This window comes from Streptomyces sp. NBC_01335 (genome assembly GCF_035953295.1).
Classification (GTDB): Bacteria; Actinomycetota; Actinomycetes; order Streptomycetales; family Streptomycetaceae; genus Streptomyces.
The window spans coordinates 5,311,451-5,335,496 of the sequence record NZ_CP108370.1 but is presented as its reverse complement, the minus strand read 5'-3'; the positions used below and the strand labels follow the sequence as shown (position 1 = coordinate 5,335,496).

The window sequence follows — 24,046 nt, the reverse complement described above, 5'->3', positions numbered from 1 at the left end:
CGGGTGTCTACGCTGGATGGTGACAAGCCGGGCATCGCCGCCGGTTCCAGCCGGCGGCCCTACGAGCCGAGGAAACCCGTGAGCGACACCCCATTCGGATTCGGCCTTCCGCCGGAGGAGCCGGAGAACGGCGACGGCAAGAAGAAGGACCCCATCGAAGGTGGGCAGGGTCAGAGCGGACCGGCGAACCCGTTCGGCTTCGGTCCCGGTGCCGCCGGGGACAACCCGTTCGCGGCCATGTTCGGTTCGATGAACCCGAACGACCTGGGCGCCGCCTTCCAGCAGCTCGGCCAGATGCTGAGCTACGAGGGCGGTCCGGTCAACTGGGACATGGCCAAGCAGATCGCCCGCCAGACGGTCTCGCAGGGCACTCAGGACGGCAGCAAGGACGCGAGCGTCGGACCGGCCGAGCGGGCCGCCGTCGACGAGGCCCTGCGGCTGGCCGACCACTGGCTGGACGGCGTGACCTCGCTGCCCTCCGGCGCGGTCACCACCGTGGCCTGGAGCCGCGCGGAGTGGGTCGAGGCGTCCCTCCCGGCGTGGCAGCAGCTGGTCGACCCGGTCGCCGAGCGGGTCGGCATGGCCATGGGCGACGTACTGCCCGAGGAGATGCAGGCGATGGCCGGCCCGCTGATCGGCATGATGCGGTCGATGGGCGGCGCGATGTTCGGCCAGCAGATCGGGCAGGCGGTGGGCGTCCTCGCGGGTGAGGTCGTCGGTTCCACGGACATCGGGCTGCCGCTCGGTCCGGCGGGCAAGGCCGCGCTGCTCCCGCTGAACGTCGAGCGCCTCGGCAGGGACCTGAGCGTCCCGCTGGAGGAGGTGCGGCTGTACCTCGCCCTGCGCGAGTCCGCCCACCAGCGTCTCTTCGCGCACGTCCCGTGGCTCCGCTCCCACCTGTACGGCGCCGTCGAGTCGTACGCGCGCGGCATCAAGGTCGACACCTCCAAGCTGGAGGACGTCGTCGGGCAGTTCGACCCCTCGGAGCCCCAGCAGCTGCAGGACGCCCTTCAGCAGGGCATGTTCCAGCCGGAGGACACCCCGGAGCAGAAGGCCTCGCTGGCCCGTCTGGAGACGGCGCTCGCGCTGGTCGAGGGGTGGGTGGACGCGGTGGTCCACGAGGCGGCCAAGCCCCGTCTGGGCTCGGCGGACGCCCTGCGCGAGACGATGCGCCGGCGCCGTGCGTCCGGCGGTCCCGCGGAGCAGACCTTCGCCACGCTCATCGGGCTGAAGCTGCGCCCGCGCCGGCTGCGGGACGCCTCGCGCCTGTGGGCCTCGCTCACCGACGCCCGGGGCATGGAGGGCCGTGACGGCCTCTGGGAGCACCCGGACATGCTGCCGACCGCCCAGGACCTGGACGACCCGGACGGCTTCGTCCACCACGAGCAGCTGGACTTCTCCGAGCTCGACAAGATGCTCGGCGAGGCCGCGAGCGGCGGTGCCGCGCCCAAGGACACGGCGGCCAGCGACGCAGCGGCCGAGGACGCGCCTGCCAAGGACGCGCCCGCTGAGGACACGACGCCCAAGGACGCCACGGCCAAGGACGCCACGGCCGACGAGGACGGCGGGAGCGACGGCCGGGACGGCTCCGACCCGAAGGGCGACACGGACCGGTGAGCCTGCACCACGACGCCTCCCTCGTGCTCAAGACGTACGAAGGCGGCGGGAGCGCCGGTCAGGCGGAGCTCCGCCAGACCTACCTCGACCACCTGGACGCCCATCCCGACGGGATGTGGAAGGCGTGCGGGGCGGGGCATCTGACCGCCAGCGCGCTGGTGCTGGACCCGGCGGCCGGCCGGGTGCTGCTCACCCTGCACAAGAAGCTCGGCATGTGGCTCCAGATGGGCGGCCACTGCGAGCCGGAGGACGCCACGCTCGCGGACGCCGCGCTGCGTGAGGCCACCGAGGAGTCCGGCATAGACGGCCTGGTGCTGCTGGCGGGCGGGCCGGTGCGCCTGGACCGGCACCCGATCCCGGCCCCCTGCCACTGGCACCTCGACGTGCAGTACGCCGCGCTGGCCCCGGCCGGTGCCACGCAGCGGATCAGCGAGGAGTCGCTGGACCTGCGCTGGTTCGCGTACGACGAGGTCGCCGAGGTCGCCGACACCTCGGTGGTCAGGCTGCTGGAGGCGGCCCGCGCGGCGCTCTGACCTCACCCACGGGTACGCCGCAGGGGCGGTCCCTCCGTCGTGGAGGAGCCGCCCCTGTGGCGTACCCGGTGTGTGGCCGCCGGTGGATCAGTTCCAGGCGTTGTTCTGGTTCTGGTTCTGGGAGCCCACGCCGTACTGGCCGCGGATGCCCTGGCCGATCTGGGCGTTCTGCGGGGGCATGACCTCGCTCGGCTGGACCAGCGCGAAGCCCTCGCCGAGGAAGCTCAGCTCCCAGCCCTCGCCGGTGTTGCCCCGCCTGCGCATGACGCCCGAGGAGTGCGTCTGCGCCTGCATCTGGACCCGGAGCGAGCTGGACCAGGCGACGATGGCGTCCGCGTCGGCGTTGACGTACTTGTCCGGCGTGACCTGGAGCATCAGCGGCTGGCCCGAGGTCATCAGCGCGATCTTGCCGGTGCCGGTGATGTTGAGCTGGTACTTGCCGGTGCCGGAGATGCCGTACTGGCTGTCCACGGCGATGACCTCGGTGTGCAGCGAGGAGTCGAGCGCCAGGACGTAGGCGCTGTCGACCGTCAGCCCGGCGTGGTCGACGTCGAGGACGTGGATGTACTGCGCGAGGTTGGCGAAGTACACGGTGCCCTGGCCGGTGCAGCGCATCAGGTCGAGGCCCTCGCCCGTGCGGGCGCGGGCGTTGCGCTGGGAGTTCGACTGGTACTCCCCGTCGAACTCCATCAGCCCCTGGTAGGCGACCATGGCGCCCTTGCGGGCCAGCACGGCGTCGCTGCCCGTCAGGGAGACCCGCAGCAACTGCGGGTTCTGGACGGTGTACCGCTCCGAGGACTGCTGCTCGGTGTGGGCGAAAAGCGGACTCTGCATGGTATTCCTCCCTCCCTTCAGGACCGGACGCGGAGGCGGTCGGTGCTGTCCTCGCTCGGCTGGACGACGACGATGCCCTGACCCGAGAAGGCCATCTGGTACGCCTCGCCGCTGCCACGCCCGATCAGCGCGCTCGCCTTGAAGCTCCGCTTGCCCTTGACCTTGAGGTTCGGCGACCAGGCGACGAGCGCGTCCGGGTCGACGTACGTCTCGTCGTCGCCCCGGCCGCAGTCGACCACGATCGGGGTACCGCGGGAGGTGATGGCCACCCAACCGGTGCCTTCCACGACCACGTTCCACAGGCCCTGGCCGGCGAACTTCGCCATCCCCTTGACCCGCTCCACGCCCCAGCCCAGGTGGGCGTCGAAGGCGAGGAGGTTGGTGCCGTTGACCGAGATCGACTCGTTGTTGAGGTTGATGACGACCACGTCGGCGCCGTAGTCGGCGAGGTAGAGCAGCCCGTCGCCGGAGCACTTCATGACGGGGGTGCCCTCGCCGGTGACCCACTGGGAGGCGATCTGCCGGACGGCGGGCGGGTTGGGTTCGTACTGGATGAAGCCTTCGTAGGCCACCATCGAACCCGTACGGGCGTAGAGGTCCTGGCCGGTGGCCATGGCCACCTTGAGCATCGAGTGGCCGTGGTTCTCCATCCGCGCGGTGACGGGGGTCGGGGCGTAGCCCGCGAGTTGCTGGTTCATGGCAGGCTCCCTCAGACCTCGTAGGGCTGGACGACGATGAAGTTGCCGGGGGCTCCCCGGAACTGGAGGTTCACGGTCTCCCCGCTGTGGCCGGGGTAGGCGTTGCGGCGCAGCCGGACCTGGCTGGAGATGATGACCTGCGCGGCCGACGACCAGGCGACGACGGCGTTGCAGTCGGCGAAGGTGGTCGGCGTGACCGGCAGCACGACCGGCACGCCGTGGGTCTTGACGACCACCGTGCCGGTGCCCTGGAACTGCATGGTGAACAGGGCTCCGCCGGGGATGCCGTGGCCCTCCACCCTGCGGACCTCGTACTGGAGCGACTCGTCGAAGGCGAGGACGTTCTCCGCGGAGACGCAGATGCCGTCGCCCTGCAGTTCGATGGGGTGCAGGTGGGCGCCCTCCTCGGCGAGGAAGACCTGCCCGCGGCCGGTGCAGCGCATGAGCTGCATCTCCTGGCCGGTGGCGTTGCCGACCACCCGGCCGGTGAAACCGGCGCCCTTGTAGCCGAAGTCGACCTTGCCCTGGTACATCACCATGCTGCCCTGACGGGCCAGCACGGGGTTGCCCCCGAGGGTGAGATCGACCCGCATGAGCTGCTGGTTCTGCGGGGTCCAGCGCTGGCCGGTCGGCTTCTCCTTGTACGGCTGGAGTGCCGCCGCGAGTCCGGCTCCGGTCGCCGGCGCGCCCTGGGGAACGCCCTGCGGGAGGCCGCCGGGCGGCTGCTGGCCGAACGGCATCTGCGGCTGCTGGCCGAACTGCGACTGCGCGTACGCCTGCGGGGGCTGCTGGCCGAAGGGCTGGGCCGGGGGCTGCTGGCCGAACGGCGGTGCGGCCTGCCCCGGGACCTGCCCGAACTGCGGCTGCTGCGGCGGCTGTCCGTACGGGGCGGGGGACTGCGGTGCGACGGGAGCGGTGACCGTGGTCGCCTGGTGCACCGGCTGCGCGGGGGCCGGGGCGGGTGCCGGGGCTCCGAACGACGGTGCGGACTGCGGCGCTTGGGGCGCGGCGGGCGCGCCGAAGGCCGGGGGCGCGGACGCCTGGGCCGGCGGGGCGAAGGAGGGCGCGGCCTGCTGCGGGGCGGCCGGCGCCTCCTCTTCGGCGACCTCGCCGCCGAAGTTGCGCAGGAGCGCGTCGAGTCCGCCGTCGAAACCCTGTCCGACCGCGGCGAACCGCCAGACGTCCTTCAGGTAGAAGTCCCCGAGCATCACCGCGCGTTCGGTGGTGAACTCCGAACCGGTGAAGGCGTACCTCACCACTTCCTCGCCGCCCGCGACGATCCGGATGTATCCGGGCCCGACGTGCGACATCTGGCCGGCGCCGTCCACGGTCGCGGTGAACGACAGCTTGTGGATGTTGGCCGGAATACGATCCAACGTCACCCGGAACGACTCGGTGTCACCGGACTGCGCGCCGAGCAGCTGAATGGACTCCTCGGGCGACTTCGGCTGATTGAAGAAGATGAAATACCGGTCGTCAGACAGCTGTTCATCGGCGTCTAGACCGAAGCAGCTGATGTCGAAGGTCAGTCCCGGGCCTGCGATCTGCACACCTACGTACAGATCCGTCCCAGCCGTGAGATCGCTGATCTTGGCCTTGTGGCCGCGTTGGAATTCCCTGGCCATGCGTAACGACCGTCCCCCATCCCGGATGTGAATGCGTCGCGTCAGGCTATCCGCAAACTACGACATTGAGCCAAGTCGGTACACACTCGGTACAGAGTTACGGGTCGTCACTCCTCCCGTGCGGTCGGCAGATGCGGCAACCGGCCCGCCGCCACCACGCCTTCGAGGTACCCGCGGGCCCGCTCGGTACGCGGGTACGCCTCCAGCAGACGCCAGAAGTCGGGCCCGTGGCCGGGCACGAGCAGGTGGGCGAGTTCGTGGACGAGGACGTAGTCGACGACGTACTCCGGCATCCCCTGCAGCCGGTGCGAGAGGCGGATGCTGCCCTCGGCCGGTGTGCAGGAGCCCCAGCGGGTGTTCTGGTTGGTGACCCAGCGCACCGAAGCGGGCCGGGCCCGGCCCTTGAGGTACTGGTCGGAGAGGCTCGCGGCGCGCTCGACGAGCGCGCCGTCGCCGAGCACCCGGCGGCTCTCCTGGGCTGCCAGCTTGTCGAGCATGACCCCGACCCAGCGGTGCTCCTCGGCCTCCGACATCCGGGCGGGGATCAGCACGATGGTGCGGTCGCCCTCGCGGTAGGCGGAGACCGTCCTGCGGCGCCGGTCGCTCCTGCGCACCTCCACCGGGCTCGTCGCGGCGGGGCGGAACGGGCGGATGGCACCGCGCTGCGGGGCAGTGGCGGAGCGCGCGGGAATCTCCCCGGCGAGGCCGGGTGACGGGTCGGCGGGCACGCCCCGACGTTACCCGCTGTCGCTGGCGGAAGTCCCGCCTCCTCAGCGGTTCCCCGCCGATCCCCCCAGGAAGCACACCATTTGAACGACTAATTCCATCCCCTGTGGATAACTTTCGGCGGGTTTCGGGCTCCGGCGGCATTCTGTGAGCGGAGAAGGACCGGAGAAGACCGGCCCGACGATCCCGGGATGCGGTTGTTCCCGGGATCAGCCGCATCCCGCGCTCGACCGATCATCCGCAGAAGTGCGACCGGACCGTAAAGGGAGAAAGAGATGCATCCGATGCTGAAGCCCGCACTGCGCCGCGCTTGGCGTGGACGGAGCACCGTGCAATTCGGGGTCACGCCCGCGCACGCCGTCACCTTCGGGCCTCTGGATATCGCCACGGGGAGTTTCCTGGAGCTGCTCGACGGCACCCGGGGGCTGCCCCTGCTGAAGGAGGAGGCCCGCTCCCTGGATCTGGCGGAGCGCCATGTGGACGTGCTCGTCGAGCGGCTGGCGGGCGCCGGGCTCCTGGACGATCCGCACGCGGGCGGCCCGGAGGCCGCGGCCTTACGCCGCCGGGCCGATGTGCTGGACCGGCAGCGCCCGGACGCCGCCTCGCTCTCCGTGGTGCATCCCGAACCGGGGAGCGCGGTCCGCCGGCTCGCCGCGCGGCGGGCGATGCGCGTGCAGGTCCGGGGCGCGGGGCGGGTCGGCGCGGCCGTCGCGGCGTTGCTCTCGGGGTCGGGGGTGGGCCGGGTGGACGTGCTGGACGGTGGCCTGACGGAACCCTGGGACGTGGCGCCCGGTGGCCTCCCGCCCTCGGCCGTCGGAGAGCGCCGGGACGCCTCGGCCCGCCGGCTGGTGCGCCGCTCGGCAGCCGGTGCTCCGCCGCGCGCGACGGAGGCGGACGCGGGGCAGGAGAGCGGCGGCCCCGGGCTCTCCCTGGTCGTGGTCGCCCCGCGCGACGGCCTCGCGGTGTACGCCCCCGACCCGGGGACGGCCGAGCCGTGGATCTCCTCGGGCACCCCTCACCTGTACGCCGGGGTGATCGAGGCCACCGGGGTGGTCGGCCCGCTGGTGCTGCCCGGAGGCACCGGGTGCGCGGGCTGTCTGGGGCTGCACCGGGCGGACCAGGACGCCCAGTGGCCGCGCCTGGTGGCGCAGTGGCGGACCGGGCGCCGGGGCGCGGTGCCGGCCTGCGACCTCGCGCTGTCGGCGGCGGTGGCCGGGCTGGCCGCTTCGCACGCCCTGTCCTTCCTGGACGGCGAACTGCCGGCGACCACGGGCGCCCGCTGGGAAGCCGCCTTGCCCCTCATGGAGTGGCGCAGCGAACGGATCGCGCCACACCAGGCGTGTGTATGCGGCGCCGCTCGCACCACCGGGGCGCTTTCCCCCGCCTCGGGCCCGGCTCACGACACAATGGCCGGGTGACCGCCGTGACCGCCGTCGTCGGACCGACGCGAAGGGCGCCCGGCACGGCAGTTCGCGAACTGGAGGAGCACATGTCTGATCTTCCCCGCAAGGCGGTCACCCGCACCGCGAAACTGGCCGCGCTGCCGCTCGGCTTCGCCGGCCGGGCCACCTGGGGCCTGGGCAAGCGGATCGGCGGCAGACCGGCCGAGCTGGTGGCCCGGGAGGTGCAGCAGCGCACGGCGGACCAGCTCTTCAAGACCCTGGGTGAGCTGAAGGGCGGTGCCATGAAGCTCGGGCAGGCGCTCTCCGTGTTCGAGTCCGCCCTGCCCGAGGAGGTGGCCGGGCCGTACCGGGCGGCACTGACGAAGCTCCAGGAGGCCGCTCCCCCGATGCCGGTGCGCACGGTCCACGGGGTGCTCGCGGAGCGGCTCGGCGAGGACTGGCGCGATCTTTTCCTCTCGTTCGACGACCAGCCCGCCGCCGCGGCCTCCATCGGGCAGGTGCACCGGGCGGTCTGGCAGGACGGGCGCGAGGTCGCCGTGAAGGTGCAGTATCCGGGCGCCGGGGAGGCGCTGCTCTCCGACCTCACCCAGCTCAGCAGGTTCGCGCGGCTCCTCGGGCCGCTGATCCCCGGCATGGACATCAAGCCGTTGATCAAGGAGATGCGCGACCGGGTGTCGGAGGAGCTGGACTACGCCCTGGAGGCGCGGGCCCAGGAGGAGCACGCGGCCGAGTTCGCGGACGACCCCGACGTGGTGGTGCCGGGGGTGGTGTTCCAGTCGGACCAGGTCCTCGTGACGGAGTGGATGGACGGGGTCCCCCTGTCCGAGGTGATCGAGCGGGGAACGCCGGAGCAGCGCGACCGGGCGGGCCAGTTGCTCGCACGGTTCCTCTTCTCCGGCCCGGCCCGGACCGGCCTGCTCCACGCCGATCCGCACCCGGGAAACTTCCGCCTCCTGCCGCCCGCCGGGGAGGAGCCAGAACCGCCCGCCACCGCGCCGTCGGAGGACTTGCCCGGCCTCGGCGAGGCGCGGGAGTGGCGGCTCGGGGTGCTGGACTTCGGCACGGTCGACCGTTTGCCGGGCGGGCTGCCCGGGATCATCGGCGAGGCCCTGCGGATGACGCTGCTCGGCGAGGCGGAGGAGGTGTACGCACTGCTCCGGCGGGCGGGCTTCGTACCGGAATCCGTGGATCTGGACCCCGACGCGGTCCTGGACTACCTGCTCCCCGTGATCGAACCGGCCCGGTTGGAGGCGTTCGCCTTCAGCCGTGGGTGGCTGCGCACGCAGGCGGCCCGGATCGCCGATCCCCGCTCCCCCGCGCACCGGCTCGGGAGGCAGTTGAACCTTCCGCCGGCCTATCTCCTCATACACCGGGTGACGCTGAGCACGATCGGGGTGCTGTGCCAGCTGGGCGCGACGGTACGCCTGCGGGACGAGCTCGAAGCGTGGCTTCCCGGCTTCACCGACCCGGTCGGCCTGGACGGCCCGGGTGGTCCGGGCGACGCGGACGGCCCGGGTGGTCCGGACGGCCCGGGTGATGCGGACGGCCCGGGTGGTCCCGGGGGCTCCGTCGCCCCGGAGGACGGGAGCGGGGGGCCGACGTGGGCGGGCGCCGACGGGCGGAAGGAGCTGGAGACCGAGGACGTGTAGGAGTCCGAGGAGGCGCGGGAGACCGAGGAGGCGCAGGGGCGGGCGCGGCAGGGGCCTTCACCCCTCTGTCCGGGGTGGCCGGCGGGAACAGGTTGGTCAGGGCCGAAGAGGCCGCGGCCAACGCGGGCCCGGGGCAGCGCGGGCCCGAGGCAGCGCCGGCCCGAGGCAGCGCGGCGAGGGCAGCCGGGCTCCGAGCAGCCAGGCCCGGGGCCGGGCCGGCCGCTCGGGGCCGGACCTGCCGCCCGGGGCCGGACCTGCCGCCCGGGGCCGGACCTGCCGCCCGGGGCCGGACCTGCCGCCCGGGGCCGGACCTGCCGCCCGGGGCCGGACCTGCCGCCCGGGGCCGGGCCGGCCGCTCAAAGCCCGGGCTCACCAGAATGCGGGGTCGAGCCGGCTTTCGATGGCCCGGATGTGGGTGCGTGCGCAGCTCTCGCAGAAGTACTGGCGCACGCCGTGCTCCACCGCACACATCCAGGTGGGTGGTGCGCTCGTACCAGCGGTGGTGCCGCACCGCGCGCAGGACACATGGGGGGCTTCCGGCAGCGGGGGGTGATACGTCTCCTCGTCCACGCCGTGACGATAACTCCGCGACTGACGGGCGGCGCGGCAGAACGCACGGCAGGAAACGAGACCGGGGCCCGCACGACACATGGCCGAAACCCCACGTCCCGCGCACTCCTCCGCGGCTCCCCCGCTGAGACCCCTCCGCGCTCCTGAGGCTCCGGAGCTTCTGAGCTCCGAGGCTCCTGAGCTCCGAGGCTCCTGAGCTCCGGGGCTCCCGCGCACTCGTCCGTGTACGAACGACCCCGCCCACCGGGGCCGGCCCTGTTCGGCGGGCCCCGGCGGGCGGGGTGGTGATCCTGCGGTGGCTCGTACGTGGGACGACTCGTACGTGGGGCGACTCGTACGTGCGGTGGCTCCTGCGCGTGGAGCTGGGCTCCGAGGAGCGCGTGGTTCCTCCCGCTCGCCCTACTGCATGACCGCCATGGCGAGCGCGCGGCGGGCGCGCAGCGACGCGCGCTCGGCCTTGCGCTGCATCCGCCGCGCGTAGACCAGGCGGACGGCCTGGCGTTCCGCCTCGGCGACGGCCAGGCGGTCGTGCATATGCGCACGAGCCATGGCTTCTGGGATGAGTTGCATTTCGCGGTTCCTGTTCTGACGCGAGTCGTTCGCGCCGGAGATGGTGACGTCGGGGGTGGCAGAGCCGACGGGCTCCTTCGTGGGGGTGGTCATGGGTGCCTGATTTCGCGGGTCATGAGTGTGGGGGCGGTCGATGGTGCCGACCAGGTGCAGTACTGCGGGAGACATCGCTCCCAGGTCGGCGGTCACGCCGCGACCGGGTTCTTGCGCGGACGGCCCCGGGGCCGCTTCCGGGCGACGACGACGCCCTGGACGAAGAGCTCGCCGCCCCAGACGCCCCAAGGCTCGCGGCGCTCCTGGGCGCCGGCGAGGCAGGCCTCGACGAGCGGGCAGGTCCGGCAGAGGGACTTGGCGTACTCGACGTCGGCCGGCGACTCGGCGAAGAAGACCTCGGGGTCGTAGGAGCGGCAGGGCACCGGGGTGCCGAGATTCTCGATGGCGTCGTCGAGAGCGGTGAGGGTGGAGAGGGGGAACAAGGTGGGGTCCTCCGTGGAACCGGGCGGGACGATCATGTCGGAAGGCGGTACGGACGGGGCGTGCGCTTCGAGTTGCACGGTGAGTGGTGTCCTCGTCTGGTCGTTCCGGCTGTTGGCCGGTTGTCGGCTGGTACCAGGTACTGCTTGTCCCGAGGCTCCTTCGTTCCGTCTCATCCGTTCGGACAAAACAAAAGGGCCGCGGATCCCGAGTGGGGTTCCGCGGCCCTGAAGGTGCCGACCTGATGCTGGATCAGGCTGGATCGCTCCAGGGTTCAGGCCCACGGAAGGCCCACATCGTGTGGTGGTGCGTCATCTGCTTCTTGCTGGCGAATCCGGCACCGGCTGCCGCAAAGGCATAGGCCTGAGCCTTTTCCGCCTTCGCTCCTGCTGCCGCCGATGCCTGCATCGGTCGCTCATTGCGCTCCCGGACTACGGGCAGGGACGCCAGAGGCAGCGGACGCACGGCGGAAATGCCGGACAGACCGGTGCTGATGAGCGAGACATCCGAGGAACCGAGAAGGCCGAGCGAGCATGCGGAGACGACGGGGCGATCGGTCATTTTGACGGTCTTGATGATGCTGATCACTGGAATCGCCTCCTCTCGGCGTCTCGGGGGACCGGTCGGGCCGGTCCTGCGTATTCGGATGGGTACAGCCAAGTACAGCACGGAAGGTGGGCTTCGGAGAAGCCGCTGTTTCCGTGGTTAAGAACCTATGGTGACGACTGGTGCGGGCGCAAACTATTTTTCCGACGAGTTTTCCTCACCTCTCGCCGGCACCCTCGCGATCCCCCTCATCCACATCCTCACCTGCGCAGATGGCCAGTACATCGCTCCCGAAGCGGCCCATCTTGCGGTTGCCGACGCCGGCGATGACGACCAGCTCGCGTTCACTGCCGGGGACGGCCTCCGCGATGGCCATCAGGGTCTTGTCGGTGAACACGCACCAGGCGGGCTGGGAGAGTTCGCCGGCCCGGGCGGCCCGCCAGGCGTGGAGCCGCTCGTAGAGCGCCTCGTCCATGTCCGAGGGGCAGTCCTCGCAGCGCATCAGCTTCATCTCGCCGGCCTCGGTCAGCGTCCGGCCGCAGACCCGGCACCGCACCGGTCCCCACTTCTTGCGCTGGACGGCGCCCTCGGCGCGTGTGGCCGTGGTGGCGGTCCTCGTGCTCGTACCGCGGTCGATGCCTCCGCCGCCTCCGGCGCCGCCCCGGGTGCCCCCGGAGCCGGTGCGGAGTCCGTTGAGGAAGGGGGTGGGCCGTCGGCCGGCCCGGCCTCCCGGGGAACGCGAGACCGCCCAGGAGAGCGCGAGGTGGAAGCGGGCCCGGGTGATCCCGACGTAGAGGAGGCGGCGCTCCTCCTCGACCTGCTCGTCGGTCTTGGCGTAGGCGATCGGCATCATGCCCTCGGTCAGCCCGACCAGGAACACCGCGTCCCACTCCAGCCCCTTGGCCGCGTGCAGCGATGCCAGGGTGACCCCCTGGACCGTCGGCGCGTGCTGGGCGGCGGCGCGCTCGGCGAGTTCCCGGACGAGGTCGGCGAGCGTGGCGTCGGGCTTCGCGCGTTCGAAGTCCTCGGCCAGCCTGACCAGCGCGGCCAGCGACTCCCAGCGGTCGCGCACCGCCCCCGAGCCGGCGGGCGGGCGGTGCGTCCAGCCCTGGGTGGAGAGCACGGCCCGCACCTGGGAGGGCAGGCCCTCGGCGCCGTCGAGCAGGGCGTCGTTCCCTCCTGCGCGGGCGGCGCCCCGCAGGGCGACCTCGGCTTCCCGGACCTCCCGGCGCTCGAAGAACCGCTCGGCGCCGCGCAGCTGGTAGGGCACCCCGGCGTCGGCGAGCGCCTGTTCGTAGACCTCGGACTGGGAGTTCACCCGGTAGAGGACGGCGATCTCTCCTGCCGGGACGCCCGCGGCGATGAGGTCGCGGATGCGGCGGGCGGTTCCCTCCGCCTCGGCCGGCTCGTCCGCGTACTCCGTGTAGACCGGCTCCGGGCCCTTGTCGCGCTGGGAGACGAGTTCGAGCCGGTGGTCGGCGGCCCGTCCGCTCGCCTGGCTCAGCAGTCCGTTGGCGAGGTGGACGACCTGGGGGGTGGAGCGGTAGTCGCGGACCAGCTTGATCACGGTGGCGTTCGGGTGGGCGGTGCGGAAGTTCAGCAGGTGGTCGGGGGTGGCGCCGGTGAAGGAGTAGATCGTCTGGCTGGCGTCGCCCACGACGCAGAGGTCGTCCCGGCCGCCCACCCAGAGGTCGAGCAGCCGCTGCTGGAGCGGGCTGACGTCCTGGTACTCGTCGACCACGAAGTGCTGGTACTGGGCGCGGACGTGGTCGGCGATGTCCCGGCGGTCCTGGAGGATCGCGACGGTGAGCAGCAGCACGTCCTCGAAGTCGATCACCGAGCGGTCGCGCTTCAGCTGTTCGTACATCGCGTAGATCTTGGCGAGCTCCGCGGGGTCCCGGGGGGCGTCGCGGAGGCTCTTGGCGACGGCCGCCGGGTAGTCCGCCGGAACGGTCTGGGTGACCTTGGACCACTCGATCTCGCTCGTGGCGTCACGGAGCTCGTTCCGGTCGAGACGGACCTCGCAGCGGGCCGCCGCCTCGGCGACCAGCTGCACCTTGCGCTCCAGCAGGCGGGGCAGCTCGCCACCGACTGCTTTCGGCCAGAAGTACTGGAGCTGGCGGAGGGCGGCGGAGTGGAACGTGCGCGCCTGCACCCCGGACGCGCCGAGCTGGCGGAGGCGTCCGCGCATCTCTCCGGCGGCGCGGTTGGTGAACGTGACGGCCAGCACCGTCGAAGGCTGGAGGATCCCGGCGCGGACGCCGTACGCGATGCGGTGGGTGATCGCGCGGGTCTTGCCGGTGCCCGCTCCGGCCAGCACGCACACCGGCCCGTGCAGGGCGAGGGCGACCTCGCGCTGCTCGGGATCGAGCACTTCCAGGACCGCGTCCGGGGACTCGGGCACCTGGGGGAAGAGGGTGGAGTGCGTTGCTGCTGTCACCCTGCCATGCTGCCAGGTCGCCGGAGGCCACCGGAATTGTTGTCCACAGGGGTGACCCATTCGTCATACCGGAGCGGCCTCCGGTCGGGACGGCAGAAGGGCCGGGACGGGCGGCCCGGGCGGCAGGGCCGGGGAATGGTGGCAGGGGTGTGAGCGTTGTGGGAGCGGGTTCCCAGTTCGCCGTCCCGTCACGGGTGCGGCGCGCAGGGACCCGGACACCGCACCTTTTCGGCCTTTTCCGGCTTCGGGCGTGCGGCGAAACGGACGAGACGACCAGAGGAGCACCAGCGACATGCCGGGCACTGTGACGATGTACAGCACCACGTGGTGCGGCTACTGCCGCCGCCTCAAGGGCCAGATGGACCGCGAGGGCATCGGGTACACCGAGATCAACATCGAGCTGGACCCGGAGTCGGCCGCCTTCGTCGAGAAGGCGAACGGCGGAAACCAGACGGTCCCCACCGTCCGGATCGTTCCGGCGCAGGGCGGCTCCGAGGTCGTCATGACCAACCCGAGCCTGGCCCAGGTCAAGCAGGCGCTCGGCGCCTGAGCACCCCGCTCCACCCGCCGTACGCGACGCGCGAGGCCCCCGCCGGTGAAGAACCCGGCGGGGGCCTCGCGCGTTGTGTGATCATCCGACGGGCGGTCGGCCGCTGCGTGACCGCCCCCGACGGCCGCAGACCCCTACAGCCCTGCAGGCCTCGACCAGTCGCGCAGACCCCGAGAGCCTTGCAGGCCCCGGCAGTCGCGCAGACCCCGACAGCCCTGCGGGTCCCGGCGGGCTCAGCCCAGCGGGCGTGCCTTTGGCAGGGGCTTGCCGTACCACATCTCGATGAGCCGGGCCGCGATCGAGATGCCGTTCGGGGGCAGCACCGCACCCGACTCGAAGGCCTGCGTCAACTCGTCGCGGGAGAACCAGCGGGCTTCCTCGATCTCGTCGCCGTCCACGTCGATCTTGGACGTGGTCGCCCGTGCGAAGAAGCCGAGCATCAGGCTGGAGGGGAAGGGCCAGGGCTGGCTGGCGACGTACTCGACCTCGCCGATGGTGATCCCGGCCTCTTCCAGCACCTCGCGGGCGACCGACTGCTCGATCGACTCGCCCGGCTCCACGAACCCGGCGAGGGTCGAGAACCGGCCTTCCGGCCAGTGCACCTGGCGGCCGAGGAGGGCGCGGTCCTGGTCGTCGAGGACCAGCATGATCACGGCCGGGTCGGTACGGGGGTAGTGCTCGGCGCCGCACGCCTGGCAGCGGCGGATGTGCCCGGCCGCCGCGATCATGGTGCGCTCGCCGCAGCGGGAGCAGAAGCGGTGCAGCCGCTGCCAGTTCTCCAGGGCCACCGCGTGCACCATCAGACCGGCGTCGCGGGCGCTGAGGAGCAGGCCCGCCTCGCGCAGTCCGGCCGGCCTGGCCTGCTGGTCCATCCGGCCGGGCAGGGAGTCCTTCTGGAGGGCGAAGTAGCTGACGCCGTCCTCGTCGGTGCCGAGGAAGTAGCGGTGGGTCTCGGTCAGCGGGGCCTCGAAGGCCGGCGTCATGACGATCTCGGTGCCGCCGTCGGCCGTGTCGTCGACCAGGACCTGGCCGCCGGAGACGACGAAGACCTTGGTGGTGGGGTGGCTCCAGGCGACGGCGAGCCACGCCTCGTCCAGGCGGTGGTGGGCAGCGCGGTCGATGCCGCTCGGTGCGGTGAGGCCGATGGGACGGTCGATGTGGTCGTGGTCGAAGGTACTCAAGGTGCTGCTTCCTACTCCCCCGGGGCGGATCGGGTACTCAGTTGGTTCGGCGGAGTGCGGCGGCCAGCTCACCCCAGAGGTGGGCGGTGGTCTCCACGCCCTTGAAAAGGAGGCCGAGCTCGACTTTCTCGTCGGGCGCGTGCCAGCCGTCGGACGGTACGGAGATGCCGAGGAAGAGGACGGGTGCGCCGAGCACGTCCTGAAGATCGGCGGCGGGGCCGGAGCCTCCCTCGCGGGTGAAGAGGACCTGTTTCCCGAACGCCCGTCCCATGGCCCGGGCCAGCGCCTGGAGGGCGGGGTGGTCGAGCGGGGTCAGGCAGGGGCGGGTCGCGGGCAGGAAGGTGATCCGGTGGCGGATGCCCGCCGGAAGACTGCTCTCGACCCAGATCCGTACGAGCTTCTCCACCCGGTCCGGGTCCTGGCCGGCGACCAGCCGGAAGCTGATCTTGGCCATGGCGGAGGCCGGGATGATCGTCTTGCTGCCGACGCCCTGGTAGCCGCCGCCGATGCCGTTGACCTCGGCGGTGGGGCGGGCCCAGACACGTTCGAGGGTGGTGTATCCGTCCTCGCCCCGGGCGGCGGTGGACTTGGCGGTGCGCAGCCAGGTGGCCTCGTCGAAGGGCAGCTCGGCGAAGTGGGCGCGCTCGGCGTCGGTGAGCTCGGCCACACCGTCGTAGAAGCCCGGGACGGCGACGCGGCCCTGCTCGTCGTGGAGGGCGGCGGCCAGCCGGGCGACTTCGGTCGCGGGGTTGGGGACGGCGCCGCCGAACGATCCGGAGTGGATGTCCTGCTCGGGGCCGTACAGCTGGATCTCGCACTCGGCGAGGCCGCGCATGCCGGTGCAGACGGTCGGGGTGTCCTCGTCCCACATGCCGGTGTCGGAGACGATCACGGCGTCGGCGGCGAGGCGGTCGGCGCGCTCCTCGACCAGGGCGCGGAAGTGCGGGGAGCCGGACTCCTCCTCGCCCTCGATCAGCAGCTTGAGGTGGACGGCCGGGGTGGTGCGGCCGGTCGCGGCGAGGTGCGCGCGGACGCCGAGTGTGTGGAAGAACACCTGGCCCTTGTCGTCGGCGGCGCCCCTTCCGTACATCCGGCCGTCCCGGACGACCGGTTCGAACGGGTCGGTGTGCCAGCCGTCCTCGCGTGCGGCGGGCTGGACGTCGTGGTGGCCGTAGACCAGGACGACGGGGGCCTCGGGGTCGTCGGAGGGCCACTCGGCGAAGACGGCCGGGGCGCCGGGCGTCTCCCAGACCTCGGAGACCGGGAATCCGGTCTCCCTGAGCTTGTCGGACAGCCATGCGGCGCTGCGCCGTACGTCCTCGGCGTGCTCCGGCTGGGCGGAGACGGAGGGGATGCGGAGCCATGCCGCGAGGTCGTCGAGGAAGGACTCGCGGTGCTGCTCGATGTACGGGTGGACGGCGCTGTCCGGGGTGTCGCTCATGCCATTGAGCCTAACGGGCCCGCGAAGGTTGCTCGTCCAGGAGCAGTCGCTCCAGCTCCGGACGGCCGGGCAGCGAGCGGGGCCGGACGGTCTCGCCGGTGCGTACGTAGAGGAAGGTCGCGGTCACGGAGTCGAGCGGCAGGTCGTGGAGTTCGGCCCAGGCGAGGCGGTAGACGGCGAGCTGGAGCGGGTCGGCGGTGCGGTGGCGGCTGGTCTTCCAGTCGACGATCTCGTGGCTGCCGTCGTCCGCGCGGTACACCGCGTCGATCCGGCCCCGGACGGTCCGGCCGGCGAGCGAGATCTGGAACGGGGTCTCGACCCGGTACGGGGTGCGGCGGGCGTACTCGGTCCGTTCGAACGCCTCCTTCAGCTCGGCGAGCTCGCGCTCGTCCGCGATGTCGATGTCGCTCTCGTCACCGTCGCCGCCGGGGAGCTCGTCGAAGCCGAGCATCGGCAGCGGGAGCTCTTCCCAGCGGGACTCGACCCAGGCGTGGAAGCGGGTGCCCCGGCGGGCGGCGGGCTGCGGCGGGCGGGGCATCGGGCGGGCCAGTTCGCGCGCGAAGGCGTCCGGGTCCTCGGCGAGGTGGAGCAGCTGGGTGGCGGAGAGCGAGGCGGGCACGACGACGTCCCGCACGGTGGCGCGGGCGCGGCGCAGCTCCCCGGCGAGGGCGTCGAGGTCGCGGTCCCAGGAGGCGAGGGTGCGGCTCTCCTCGGGCGTGAGCTCGCTGGGGGGCCGGGCGGCGGGGACGTACGGGAGGGGGCCGGCGGGTCCTGCCCCCTCGGCGGGGGCGGGGGCGTCGTCGGCGGGTCCGGGAGGGGCCTCGGCGGGACCGGGTGCGTCGGGCCGGTCGGTGGCGAGGGAGTCCCAGTCGTCCCAGGCCGGCTCCTCTTCGTACGACTCCGCGTACGGTTCGCCGTCCTCGTCGACCTCCACCGGGGCCGGCTCGGGCTCCGGTTCGGCGTGCGGGAGCGCCGCCGCGCCCGCACGGGCGTCCAGGTGCGCGAGGACCGTGTCCCGGGCGGCGCGGCGGCGGGCGGTCGCGGTGGCGTCCAGGGGCAGCGGCCAGGCGATGTCGGCGTCCGGGGCGGCGAGTGCCGGGTTCTCCTCGTCGGCCTCCGGCTCCTCGGCCCAGACCTCGATCTCGCCGTACCCGGCGGCGCAGTGTTCGTACAGCGCGTCCAGGAACGCCGACGGGCCCCGGGTCTTCTTCTGCGAGGGCCCCCACCAGTGGCCGGAGCCGAGCAGCAGGGAGCGGGGGCGGGTGAAGGTGACGTAACCGAGGCGCAGTTCCTCGGTGTGCTGGTGCTCCTTCATCTCCTGCTGGTACGCCTTGAGCGCCTTGGCGTCGTAGGTGTCCAGCGCAGGGAGGGTGGCCGCGTCGCCGCGCAGGGCGTGCGGGAGCACCTGTGCCTGGGAGGTCCAGGATTCGCGGGCGCGGCTGCTGGGGAACTGGCCGGTGACCAGGCCGGGGACGGCGACCACGTCCCACTCCAGGCCCTTGGACTTGTGGGCGGTGAGCACCTTGACGGTGTTCTCGCCGCCGGGGAGGGCGTTGTCGAGGCCCTTCTCGTACTGGGCGGCGGTGCGCAGGAAGCCGAGGAAGGCGAGGAGGGTGGCCTCGCCGTCGAGGGAGGCGAAACCGGCCGCGACGTCGAGGAAGTTGGCGAGGGTCTCGCGGCGGCGGGCGGCGAGCGCGTGCGGGGAGGCGGAGAGCTCGACTTCGAGGCCGGTGGTGGCGAGGACCCGGTGCAGGACGTCCATCAGCGGGTCGGCGAGCGAGCGGCGCAGGTCGCGGAGTTCGGCGGCGAGACGGGCGAACCTGACCCGGGCCTCGGCGGAGAACGGCAGCCCGTCGTCCTCGTCGCCGCCCTGGTCCAGGAAGGTGTCCAGGGCGTCGGCGAGCGAGATCACCTCGGCCGGGTCGGTGCCCTCGACGGCCTCGGCGAGCCGCAGGTCGGCGTCGGCGTCCCCGTCGCCCGGGGAGGCGCGGTGGACGAGGTGGCGGGCCCGCCGGCCGAGCAGGGCGAGATCGCGGGGGCCGATGCGCCAGCGGGGGCCGGTGAGCAGCCGGACGAGGGAGGCGTTGGCCCCCGGGTCCTGGAGGACCTCGCAGACGGCGACCAGGTCGGCGACCTCGGGGAGGTGGAGCAGCCCGGACAGCCCGACGACCTCGACGGGGACGTCGCGGGCCACCAGTGCGGCCTGGATCTGCGGGAAGTCGGAGGCGGTGCGGCAGAGCACGGCGATCTCGGCGGGCTCGGTGCCGGTCCGCACGAGGTGGGCGAGGGAGTCGGCGAGCCAGTCGATCTCCTCGGCGTGGGTCCGGAGCAGGGCGCAGCGGACGATGCCGTCGTGTTCGGCCCCGGGGGCGGGGCGCAGCGCCTCGACGCCCTCGTGCCGGGCGCGCAGCGGTTCGGCGAGGCCGTTGGCGAGCTGGAGGAGGCGCCCTCCGCTGCGGCGGTTCTCGCTGAGGCTGTGGCGGGTGGCGGGGGTGCCGTCGGCGTGCGGGAAGTGGTGGGGGAAGTCGTCGAGGTTGGCGACGGAGGCGCCGCGCCAGCCGTAGATCGCCTGGCAGGGGTCGCCGACGGCGGTGACGGCGTGGCCGGTGGTGCCGCCGGGGCCGTGGCCGAAGAGGGCCGAGAGGAGCAGCCGCTGGGCGACGGAGGTGTCCTGGTACTCGTCCAGGAGCACCACCCGGAACTCGTCGCGCAGCAGCGCGCCGACCTCGGGCCGGGTGAGGGCGAGGCGGGCGGAGAGGGCGATCTGGTCGCCGAAGTCGACGAGGTCCCGGCCGCTCTTGGCCTGCCGGTACCGCTCGGTGAGGGTGAGGAGTTCGCCCCGGGCCCGGGCGGTCTCGGGGAGTTTGCGCAGCTGGTCGTTGGAGAGCTTGGCGCTTTCGAGCGTACGGAGCAGGCCGGTGTCGTACGCGGCGAGGGTCTCGGGCTCGACCAGGTGCTCGGCGAGCTCGGCGTCGAGCGCGAGGAGGTCGCCGACGAGGGTGGGGAAGGAGTGGGTGAGCGCCGGGTAGGGGCCCGGGGCGTCCCGCAGCACCCGGGCGGCGAGCTGGTAGCGGGTGGCGTCGGCGAGGAGCCGGGTGGTGGGTTCGAGTCCGATCCGCAGCCCGTGGTCGGTGAGCAGCCGGCCGGCGAAGGCGTGGTACGTGGAGATGCTCGGCTCGCCGGGCGGGTTGTCCGGGTCGATGGCGTCGGGGTCGGTGACCCCGGCGGCGATCAGGGCCTTGCGGACGCGTTCGGCGAGTTCTCCGGCGGCCTTGTTGGTGAAGGTGAGGCCGAGGACCTGTTCGGGGGCGACCTGGCCGGTGCCGACGAGCCAGACCACGCGGGCGGCCATCACGGTCGTCTTGCCGGAGCCGGCTCCGGCCACGATCACCTGCGGGGCGGGCGGCGCGGTGATGCACGCCGTCTGCTCCGGGGTGAAGGGGATGCCCAGCAGCTCCTTGAGCTGCTCGGGATCGGTGAGACGTGAGGACACCCGAGAACGGTAACCGGCCCCGCCGACATCGTGTCCCGGACCGAGGCCACCGCCCCGGGGGCCGTAGGTCCGCAGCCGAACGGGCCTCGGTACCGCCGCCGCCCCGGGCGTACGGCCGGCCACCGACCCCAGGGGTCGTACGTCCGCCGCCGAACGGGCCGTACGGCCGGTGGTCGGCGCAGTCGCAGTCACGCCGGAGTGGTCACCGTCACTCCACCACGTGGCGCCCCTCGGGCTGGGCGCTGCAGGAGGCGCGGAAGGTGCAGTGACCGCAGTGCGTGCCGGTGGTGGGGGTGAAGCGTTCGTCGAGGACGCGTCCGGCGGCGGTGGCGAGGAGGTCGGAGACCCACTCCCCGGCGAGCGGTTGCTGGGCCTGCACCTGGGGCGAGGTCTCGCCGCCCTCCTTCTTGGGGGCGGGGCGGCGCAGCTGGACGAGTTCGGCGCCGCCGGGTTCGGGGCGCCGGCCGCCGAAGACCTCGTCGACGGCGCCTTCGCGGACGGCCAGCTGGTAGACGGCGAGCTGCGGGTGGCGGGCCACCTCGTCCTTGGTGGGTGCCTGCTTGCCGGTCTTGAAGTCGACGACGTACGCCCGGTCCTCGGCGTCGCGTTCGACGCGGTCCATGGAGCCCCGGATGCGGACGGCGTACTCCCCCGCTTCGAGGGTCACGTCGAAGCCGTGCTCCCCGGCGACGGGGGTGCGCCCGGAGCGGTCCATGACGTGCCAGTGGAGGAAGCGTTCGAGGGCGGCGCGGGCCTGGCCCTTCTCCTGGTCGGACTTCCAGGGGGCGTCGAAGGCCAGACCGTTCCAGACGGTGTCGAGCCGTTCCATCAGGACGTCCAGGTCGGCGGGGGTACGGCCGGAGGCCACCTCGTCGGCGAGTACGTGCACCACGTTGCCGAAGCCCTGGGCGGCGGTGGCGGGGGCGTCGGCCTTGACCTCACGGCCGAGGAACCACTGGAGCGCGCAGGTGTGGGCGAGCTGGTCGAGGGCGCTGCCGGACAGCACGACGGGCTGGTCCCGGTCGCGGAGCGGGACGGCGGACCGGGTCGGCTCGTCCAGGCCCCACCAGCGGTGCGGGTGGGCGGCGGGCACCAGCGGGCGGTCCTCGTCGTCGGTGAGCGCGGCGAGCCGGGCGAGGCGCTGGGCGGCGGCCTCGCGCAGCGCGTCGGAGGCGGCGGGGTCCACGGTGGTGGCGCGCAGCTCGGCGACGAGGGAGGCGACGGCGAGCGGCCTGCGGGGGCGGCCGGTGACGTCGCGGGGCTCGACGCCCAGTTCGGCGAGGAACCGGGAGGGCTGGTCGCCGTCGTCGGCGGGTGCCTTGACGGCGGTGACGATCAGGCGTTCGCGGGCGCGGGTCGCGGCGACGTAGAAGAGCCGGCGTTCCTCGGTGAGGAGCGCGCCGGGCGTCAGGGGTTCGGCGAGTCCGTCGCGGCCGATCCGGTCGGCTTCCAGCAGGGAGCCCCGGCGGCGCAGGTCGGGCCAGAGCCCTTCCTGCACCCCGGCGACCACGACGAGCCGCCACTCCAGGCCCTTGGAGCGGTGGGCGGTCATCAGGCGGACCGCGTCGGGCCGGGCGACCCGGCGCGACAGGGTGTCGGCGGCGATGTCCTGGGCGTCCACCTCCTCCAGGAAGTTGAGCGCCCCGCGCCCGCCGGTGCGTTCCTCGGCGCGGGCCGCCGTCTCGAAGAGGGCGCACACGGCGTCCAGGTCGCGGTCGGCGTTGCGCCCGCCGGCGCCCCCGCGCAGCGCGGCGCGCTCCAGGCGGCTGGGCCAGGGGGTGCCGTTCCAGAGGGTCCAGAGGGCCTCCTCGGCGGTGCCCCCTTCCTGGAGGAGGGTCCGGGCCCGGGCCAGCAGGGTGCCGAGGCGCTGGGCGCCCCGGGCGTAGACGGGGTCGTGGGTGGCGAGCCGCTCGGGTTCGGCGAGGGCCAGCGCGAGCAGCTCGCCGGAGGGTGGGGGTACGCGGTTGCCGGCGGCCCGCTCGTCGTCGCGCAGGGCCCGTCCGAGGCGGCGCAGATCGGCGGCGTCCATGGCGCCGAGCGGGGAGGTGAGCAGAGTGAGGGCGGTCTCCTCGTCCAGCACGCTCTTCGCGGGAGCGGGAGCGGGACGGGGCGCGGGAACCGGATCGGTCGCGGGAGCAGTCACGGTCGCGGTCGCGGGCGCCGCGTCGGTGTCGTCGGCGGCGTCGGTGTCGTCGCCCGGCGGCTGCCGCAGGGCGGCCTCCGCCACCGCGCGCAGGGCGGTGAGCAGCGGGGCGACGGCGGGTTCGTGGCGGAGCGGGAGGTCGTCGCCGTCGACCTCCAGCGGCACCCCGGCGGAGGTCAGCGCCCGGCGCACGGAGGGCATCGAGCGCCCCCCGGCGCGTACCAGCACCGCCATCTCGTTCCAGGGCACGCCGTCCTCCAGGTGGGCGCGGCGCAGCAGGTCGGCGACGTTGTCGAGCTCGGTGGAGGCGGTCGGGTAGGTGTACACCTCCACCTGGCCGCCGTCGCGGACGGGGGTGAGTTCGCGGTGGGCGCGCACCTTGTCCGCGGGCAGCCGGGTGAGGGGCATCCGGCGGGTGAGCAGCCGGGTCGCGGCGAGCAGACCGGCGCCGGAGCGCCGGGAGGTGGTGAGGACGCCCACGGGCGCGGGAGCCCCGTCCGCGCGACGGAAGGCGTCGGGGAAGTCGAGGATGCCGTTCACGTCGGCGCCCCGGAAGGCGTAGATGGACTGGTCCGGGTCGCCGAACGCGATCAGCGTCCGGCCGCCGCCCCGCGCCTCTTCCCCGGGGCCCGTTCTCGCCTGCGTACGCCCCACGCGGTTGCCGGCCAGCGCGTGCAGCAGCCGTACCTGGGACGGGTCGGTGTCCTGGTACTCGTCGACGTACACGGCGTCGTACTCCCCGGCCAGCCGCTCCGCGACCTCGGGGCGTTCGGCGAGCAGGACCGCGCGGTGCACCAGCTCGGCGTAGTCGAGGACGCCCTGCGCGTCGAGCACGTCGAGGTACTCCGCGAGGAACCGGGCCGCCGCGCCCCAGTCGGGGCGGCCGGTACGGCGGGCGAAGTCGGCCAGGGCGTCGGCGTCGAGGCCCAGCTCACGGCTGCGGGCCAGGACGGCGCGCACTTCGTCGGCGAAGCCGCGGGTGGTCAGGCAGGCCCGCAGTTCGTCGGGCCAGCGGATGTGGGTGCGGCCGGACTTCTCCAGGTCGAGCTGGCCCGCGAGCAGGTCGCGGACGGTGACGTCCTGCTCGGGTCCGGAGAGCAGGCGCAGCGGATCGGCGAAGAGGTCGGCGTCCTGGTGGGCGCGGACCAGGGCGTAGCAGTACGAGTGGAAGGTGGTGGCCTGCGGTCCGCGCGCCGCGCCGAGCCGGGCGGCCATCCGGTCGCGGAGCTCGACCGCGGCCTTGCGGCTGAAGGTGAGCACGAGGATGCGGGCCGGGTCCGTACCGGCGGCCACCCGCGCGGCGACGGACTCGACGAGCGTCGTGGTCTTGCCCGTGCCGGGTCCGGCGAGCACGAGGAGCGGTCCGCCCGGGTGATCAACCACCGCGCGCTGCGCCGCGTCCAGCACAGGGGGCTCCACCGACCCGGGGGGCGTGCGCACCAGCCGGTACGCGCCCGGCGCCCGCCGTCGCGTTTCGCGGGGCGGGTCGTGCCGGGTGGTGGAGGAGGAGCTCACTGGTTCGCCGGTCCTGTCGGTGGTGCGCTGACTGGTGG

At 73.2% G+C, this 24,046-nt stretch carries 18 protein-coding genes; 5 read left to right on the top strand and 13 right to left on the bottom strand.

Annotated elements, in window-relative coordinates:
- The first annotated feature begins 78 nt into the window (after positions 1-78).
- Together OG599_RS23045 and OG599_RS23040 are read left to right on the top strand one after the other, a co-directional pair.
- Complete coding sequence (locus tag OG599_RS23045; protein ID WP_327177879.1) at positions 79-1,617, top strand: zinc-dependent metalloprotease; 1,539 nt, start codon at positions 79-81, stop codon at positions 1,615-1,617.
- Complete coding sequence (locus OG599_RS23040; protein ID WP_327177878.1) at positions 1,614-2,150, top strand: NUDIX hydrolase; 537 nt, start codon at positions 1,614-1,616, stop codon at positions 2,148-2,150. The genes OG599_RS23045 and OG599_RS23040 overlap by 4 nt, the downstream gene beginning before the upstream one ends.
- A gap of 87 nt (positions 2,151-2,237) precedes the next feature.
- On the opposite strand, the gene OG599_RS23035 is transcribed toward OG599_RS23040, so the two are convergent.
- From OG599_RS23035 to OG599_RS23020, 4 genes are all read right to left on the bottom strand, one after another.
- Positions 2,238-2,984, bottom strand: a complete 747-nt coding sequence (locus tag OG599_RS23035) for an AIM24 family protein (protein ID WP_327177877.1) — start codon at positions 2,982-2,984, stop codon at positions 2,238-2,240.
- A gap of 17 nt (positions 2,985-3,001) precedes the next feature.
- Positions 3,002-3,682 (bottom strand): AIM24 family protein, encoded by a 681-nt coding sequence (locus tag OG599_RS23030; RefSeq protein WP_327177876.1) that lies wholly within the window; start codon positions 3,680-3,682, stop codon positions 3,002-3,004.
- 11 nt (positions 3,683-3,693) lie between these two features.
- Positions 3,694-5,307 carry a TerD family protein gene (locus tag OG599_RS23025; protein WP_327177875.1) on the bottom strand — a complete coding sequence of 538 codons (1,614 nt, stop codon included), beginning with the start codon at positions 5,305-5,307 and terminating at the stop codon, positions 3,694-3,696.
- A 107-nt stretch (positions 5,308-5,414) separates the two neighbouring features.
- Positions 5,415-6,035, bottom strand: a complete 621-nt coding sequence (locus OG599_RS23020) for a M48 metallopeptidase family protein (protein WP_327177874.1) — start codon at positions 6,033-6,035, stop codon at positions 5,415-5,417.
- Between the two features lie 273 nt (positions 6,036-6,308).
- Here OG599_RS23020 and OG599_RS23015 point away from each other — a divergent pair, with 273 nt between their 5' ends.
- Together OG599_RS23015 and OG599_RS23010 are read left to right on the top strand one after the other, a co-directional pair.
- Positions 6,309-7,451, top strand: a complete 1,143-nt coding sequence (locus OG599_RS23015; protein ID WP_327177873.1) for a ThiF family adenylyltransferase — start codon at positions 6,309-6,311, stop codon at positions 7,449-7,451.
- A 71-nt stretch (positions 7,452-7,522) separates the two neighbouring features.
- Positions 7,523-9,085 (top strand): ABC1 kinase family protein, encoded by a 1,563-nt coding sequence (locus OG599_RS23010; protein WP_327177872.1) that lies wholly within the window; start codon positions 7,523-7,525, stop codon positions 9,083-9,085.
- 369 nt (positions 9,086-9,454) lie between these two features.
- Here OG599_RS23010 and OG599_RS23005 read toward each other — a convergent pair whose 3' ends face one another.
- The 5 genes from OG599_RS23005 to OG599_RS22985 all read right to left on the bottom strand — a co-directional run bounded on the left by OG599_RS23005 (position 9,455) and on the right by OG599_RS22985 (position 13,685).
- Positions 9,455-9,655: a hypothetical protein gene (locus tag OG599_RS23005; RefSeq protein ID WP_327177871.1), complete on the bottom strand. Its 201-nt coding sequence runs from the start codon at positions 9,653-9,655 to the stop codon at positions 9,455-9,457.
- Between the two features lie 399 nt (positions 9,656-10,054).
- A complete protein-coding gene (locus OG599_RS23000; protein WP_442809509.1) occupies positions 10,055-10,414 on the bottom strand; it encodes a hypothetical protein in 360 nt (119 codons plus the stop codon).
- Positions 10,411-10,779, bottom strand: a complete 369-nt coding sequence (locus OG599_RS22995; protein ID WP_327177870.1) for a WhiB family transcriptional regulator — start codon at positions 10,777-10,779, stop codon at positions 10,411-10,413. The genes OG599_RS23000 and OG599_RS22995 overlap by 4 nt, the downstream gene beginning before the upstream one ends.
- Before the next feature lie 172 nt (positions 10,780-10,951).
- Positions 10,952-11,287 (bottom strand): hypothetical protein, encoded by a 336-nt coding sequence (locus tag OG599_RS22990; RefSeq protein WP_327177869.1) that lies wholly within the window; start codon positions 11,285-11,287, stop codon positions 10,952-10,954.
- A gap of 175 nt (positions 11,288-11,462) precedes the next feature.
- Complete coding sequence (locus OG599_RS22985; RefSeq protein WP_327177868.1) at positions 11,463-13,685, bottom strand: ATP-dependent DNA helicase UvrD2; 2,223 nt, start codon at positions 13,683-13,685, stop codon at positions 11,463-11,465.
- 292 nt (positions 13,686-13,977) lie between these two features.
- Between OG599_RS22985 and OG599_RS22980 the strand changes: the two genes are divergently transcribed.
- Positions 13,978-14,235, top strand: coding sequence for a glutaredoxin domain-containing protein (locus tag OG599_RS22980; RefSeq protein ID WP_266708857.1), 258 nt, complete (start codon positions 13,978-13,980; stop codon positions 14,233-14,235).
- A 233-nt stretch (positions 14,236-14,468) separates the two neighbouring features.
- Here the strand turns inward: OG599_RS22980 and nudC are convergent, their stop codons facing one another.
- From nudC to OG599_RS22960, 4 genes are all read right to left on the bottom strand, one after another.
- On the bottom strand, positions 14,469-15,416 hold the full coding sequence (gene nudC / locus OG599_RS22975) for an NAD(+) diphosphatase (RefSeq protein ID WP_327177867.1): 948 nt from the start codon (positions 15,414-15,416) through the stop codon (positions 14,469-14,471).
- A gap of 37 nt (positions 15,417-15,453) precedes the next feature.
- Positions 15,454-16,857, bottom strand: a complete 1,404-nt coding sequence (locus tag OG599_RS22970) for a dipeptidase (RefSeq protein ID WP_327177866.1) — start codon at positions 16,855-16,857, stop codon at positions 15,454-15,456.
- 10 nt (positions 16,858-16,867) lie between these two features.
- Positions 16,868-20,350 (bottom strand): ATP-dependent DNA helicase, encoded by a 3,483-nt coding sequence (locus OG599_RS22965; protein WP_327177865.1) that lies wholly within the window; start codon positions 20,348-20,350, stop codon positions 16,868-16,870.
- Between the two features lie 208 nt (positions 20,351-20,558).
- On the bottom strand, positions 20,559-24,008 hold the full coding sequence (locus OG599_RS22960) for an ATP-dependent helicase (RefSeq protein ID WP_327177864.1): 3,450 nt from the start codon (positions 24,006-24,008) through the stop codon (positions 20,559-20,561).
- Positions 24,009-24,046 lie beyond the last annotated feature (38 nt).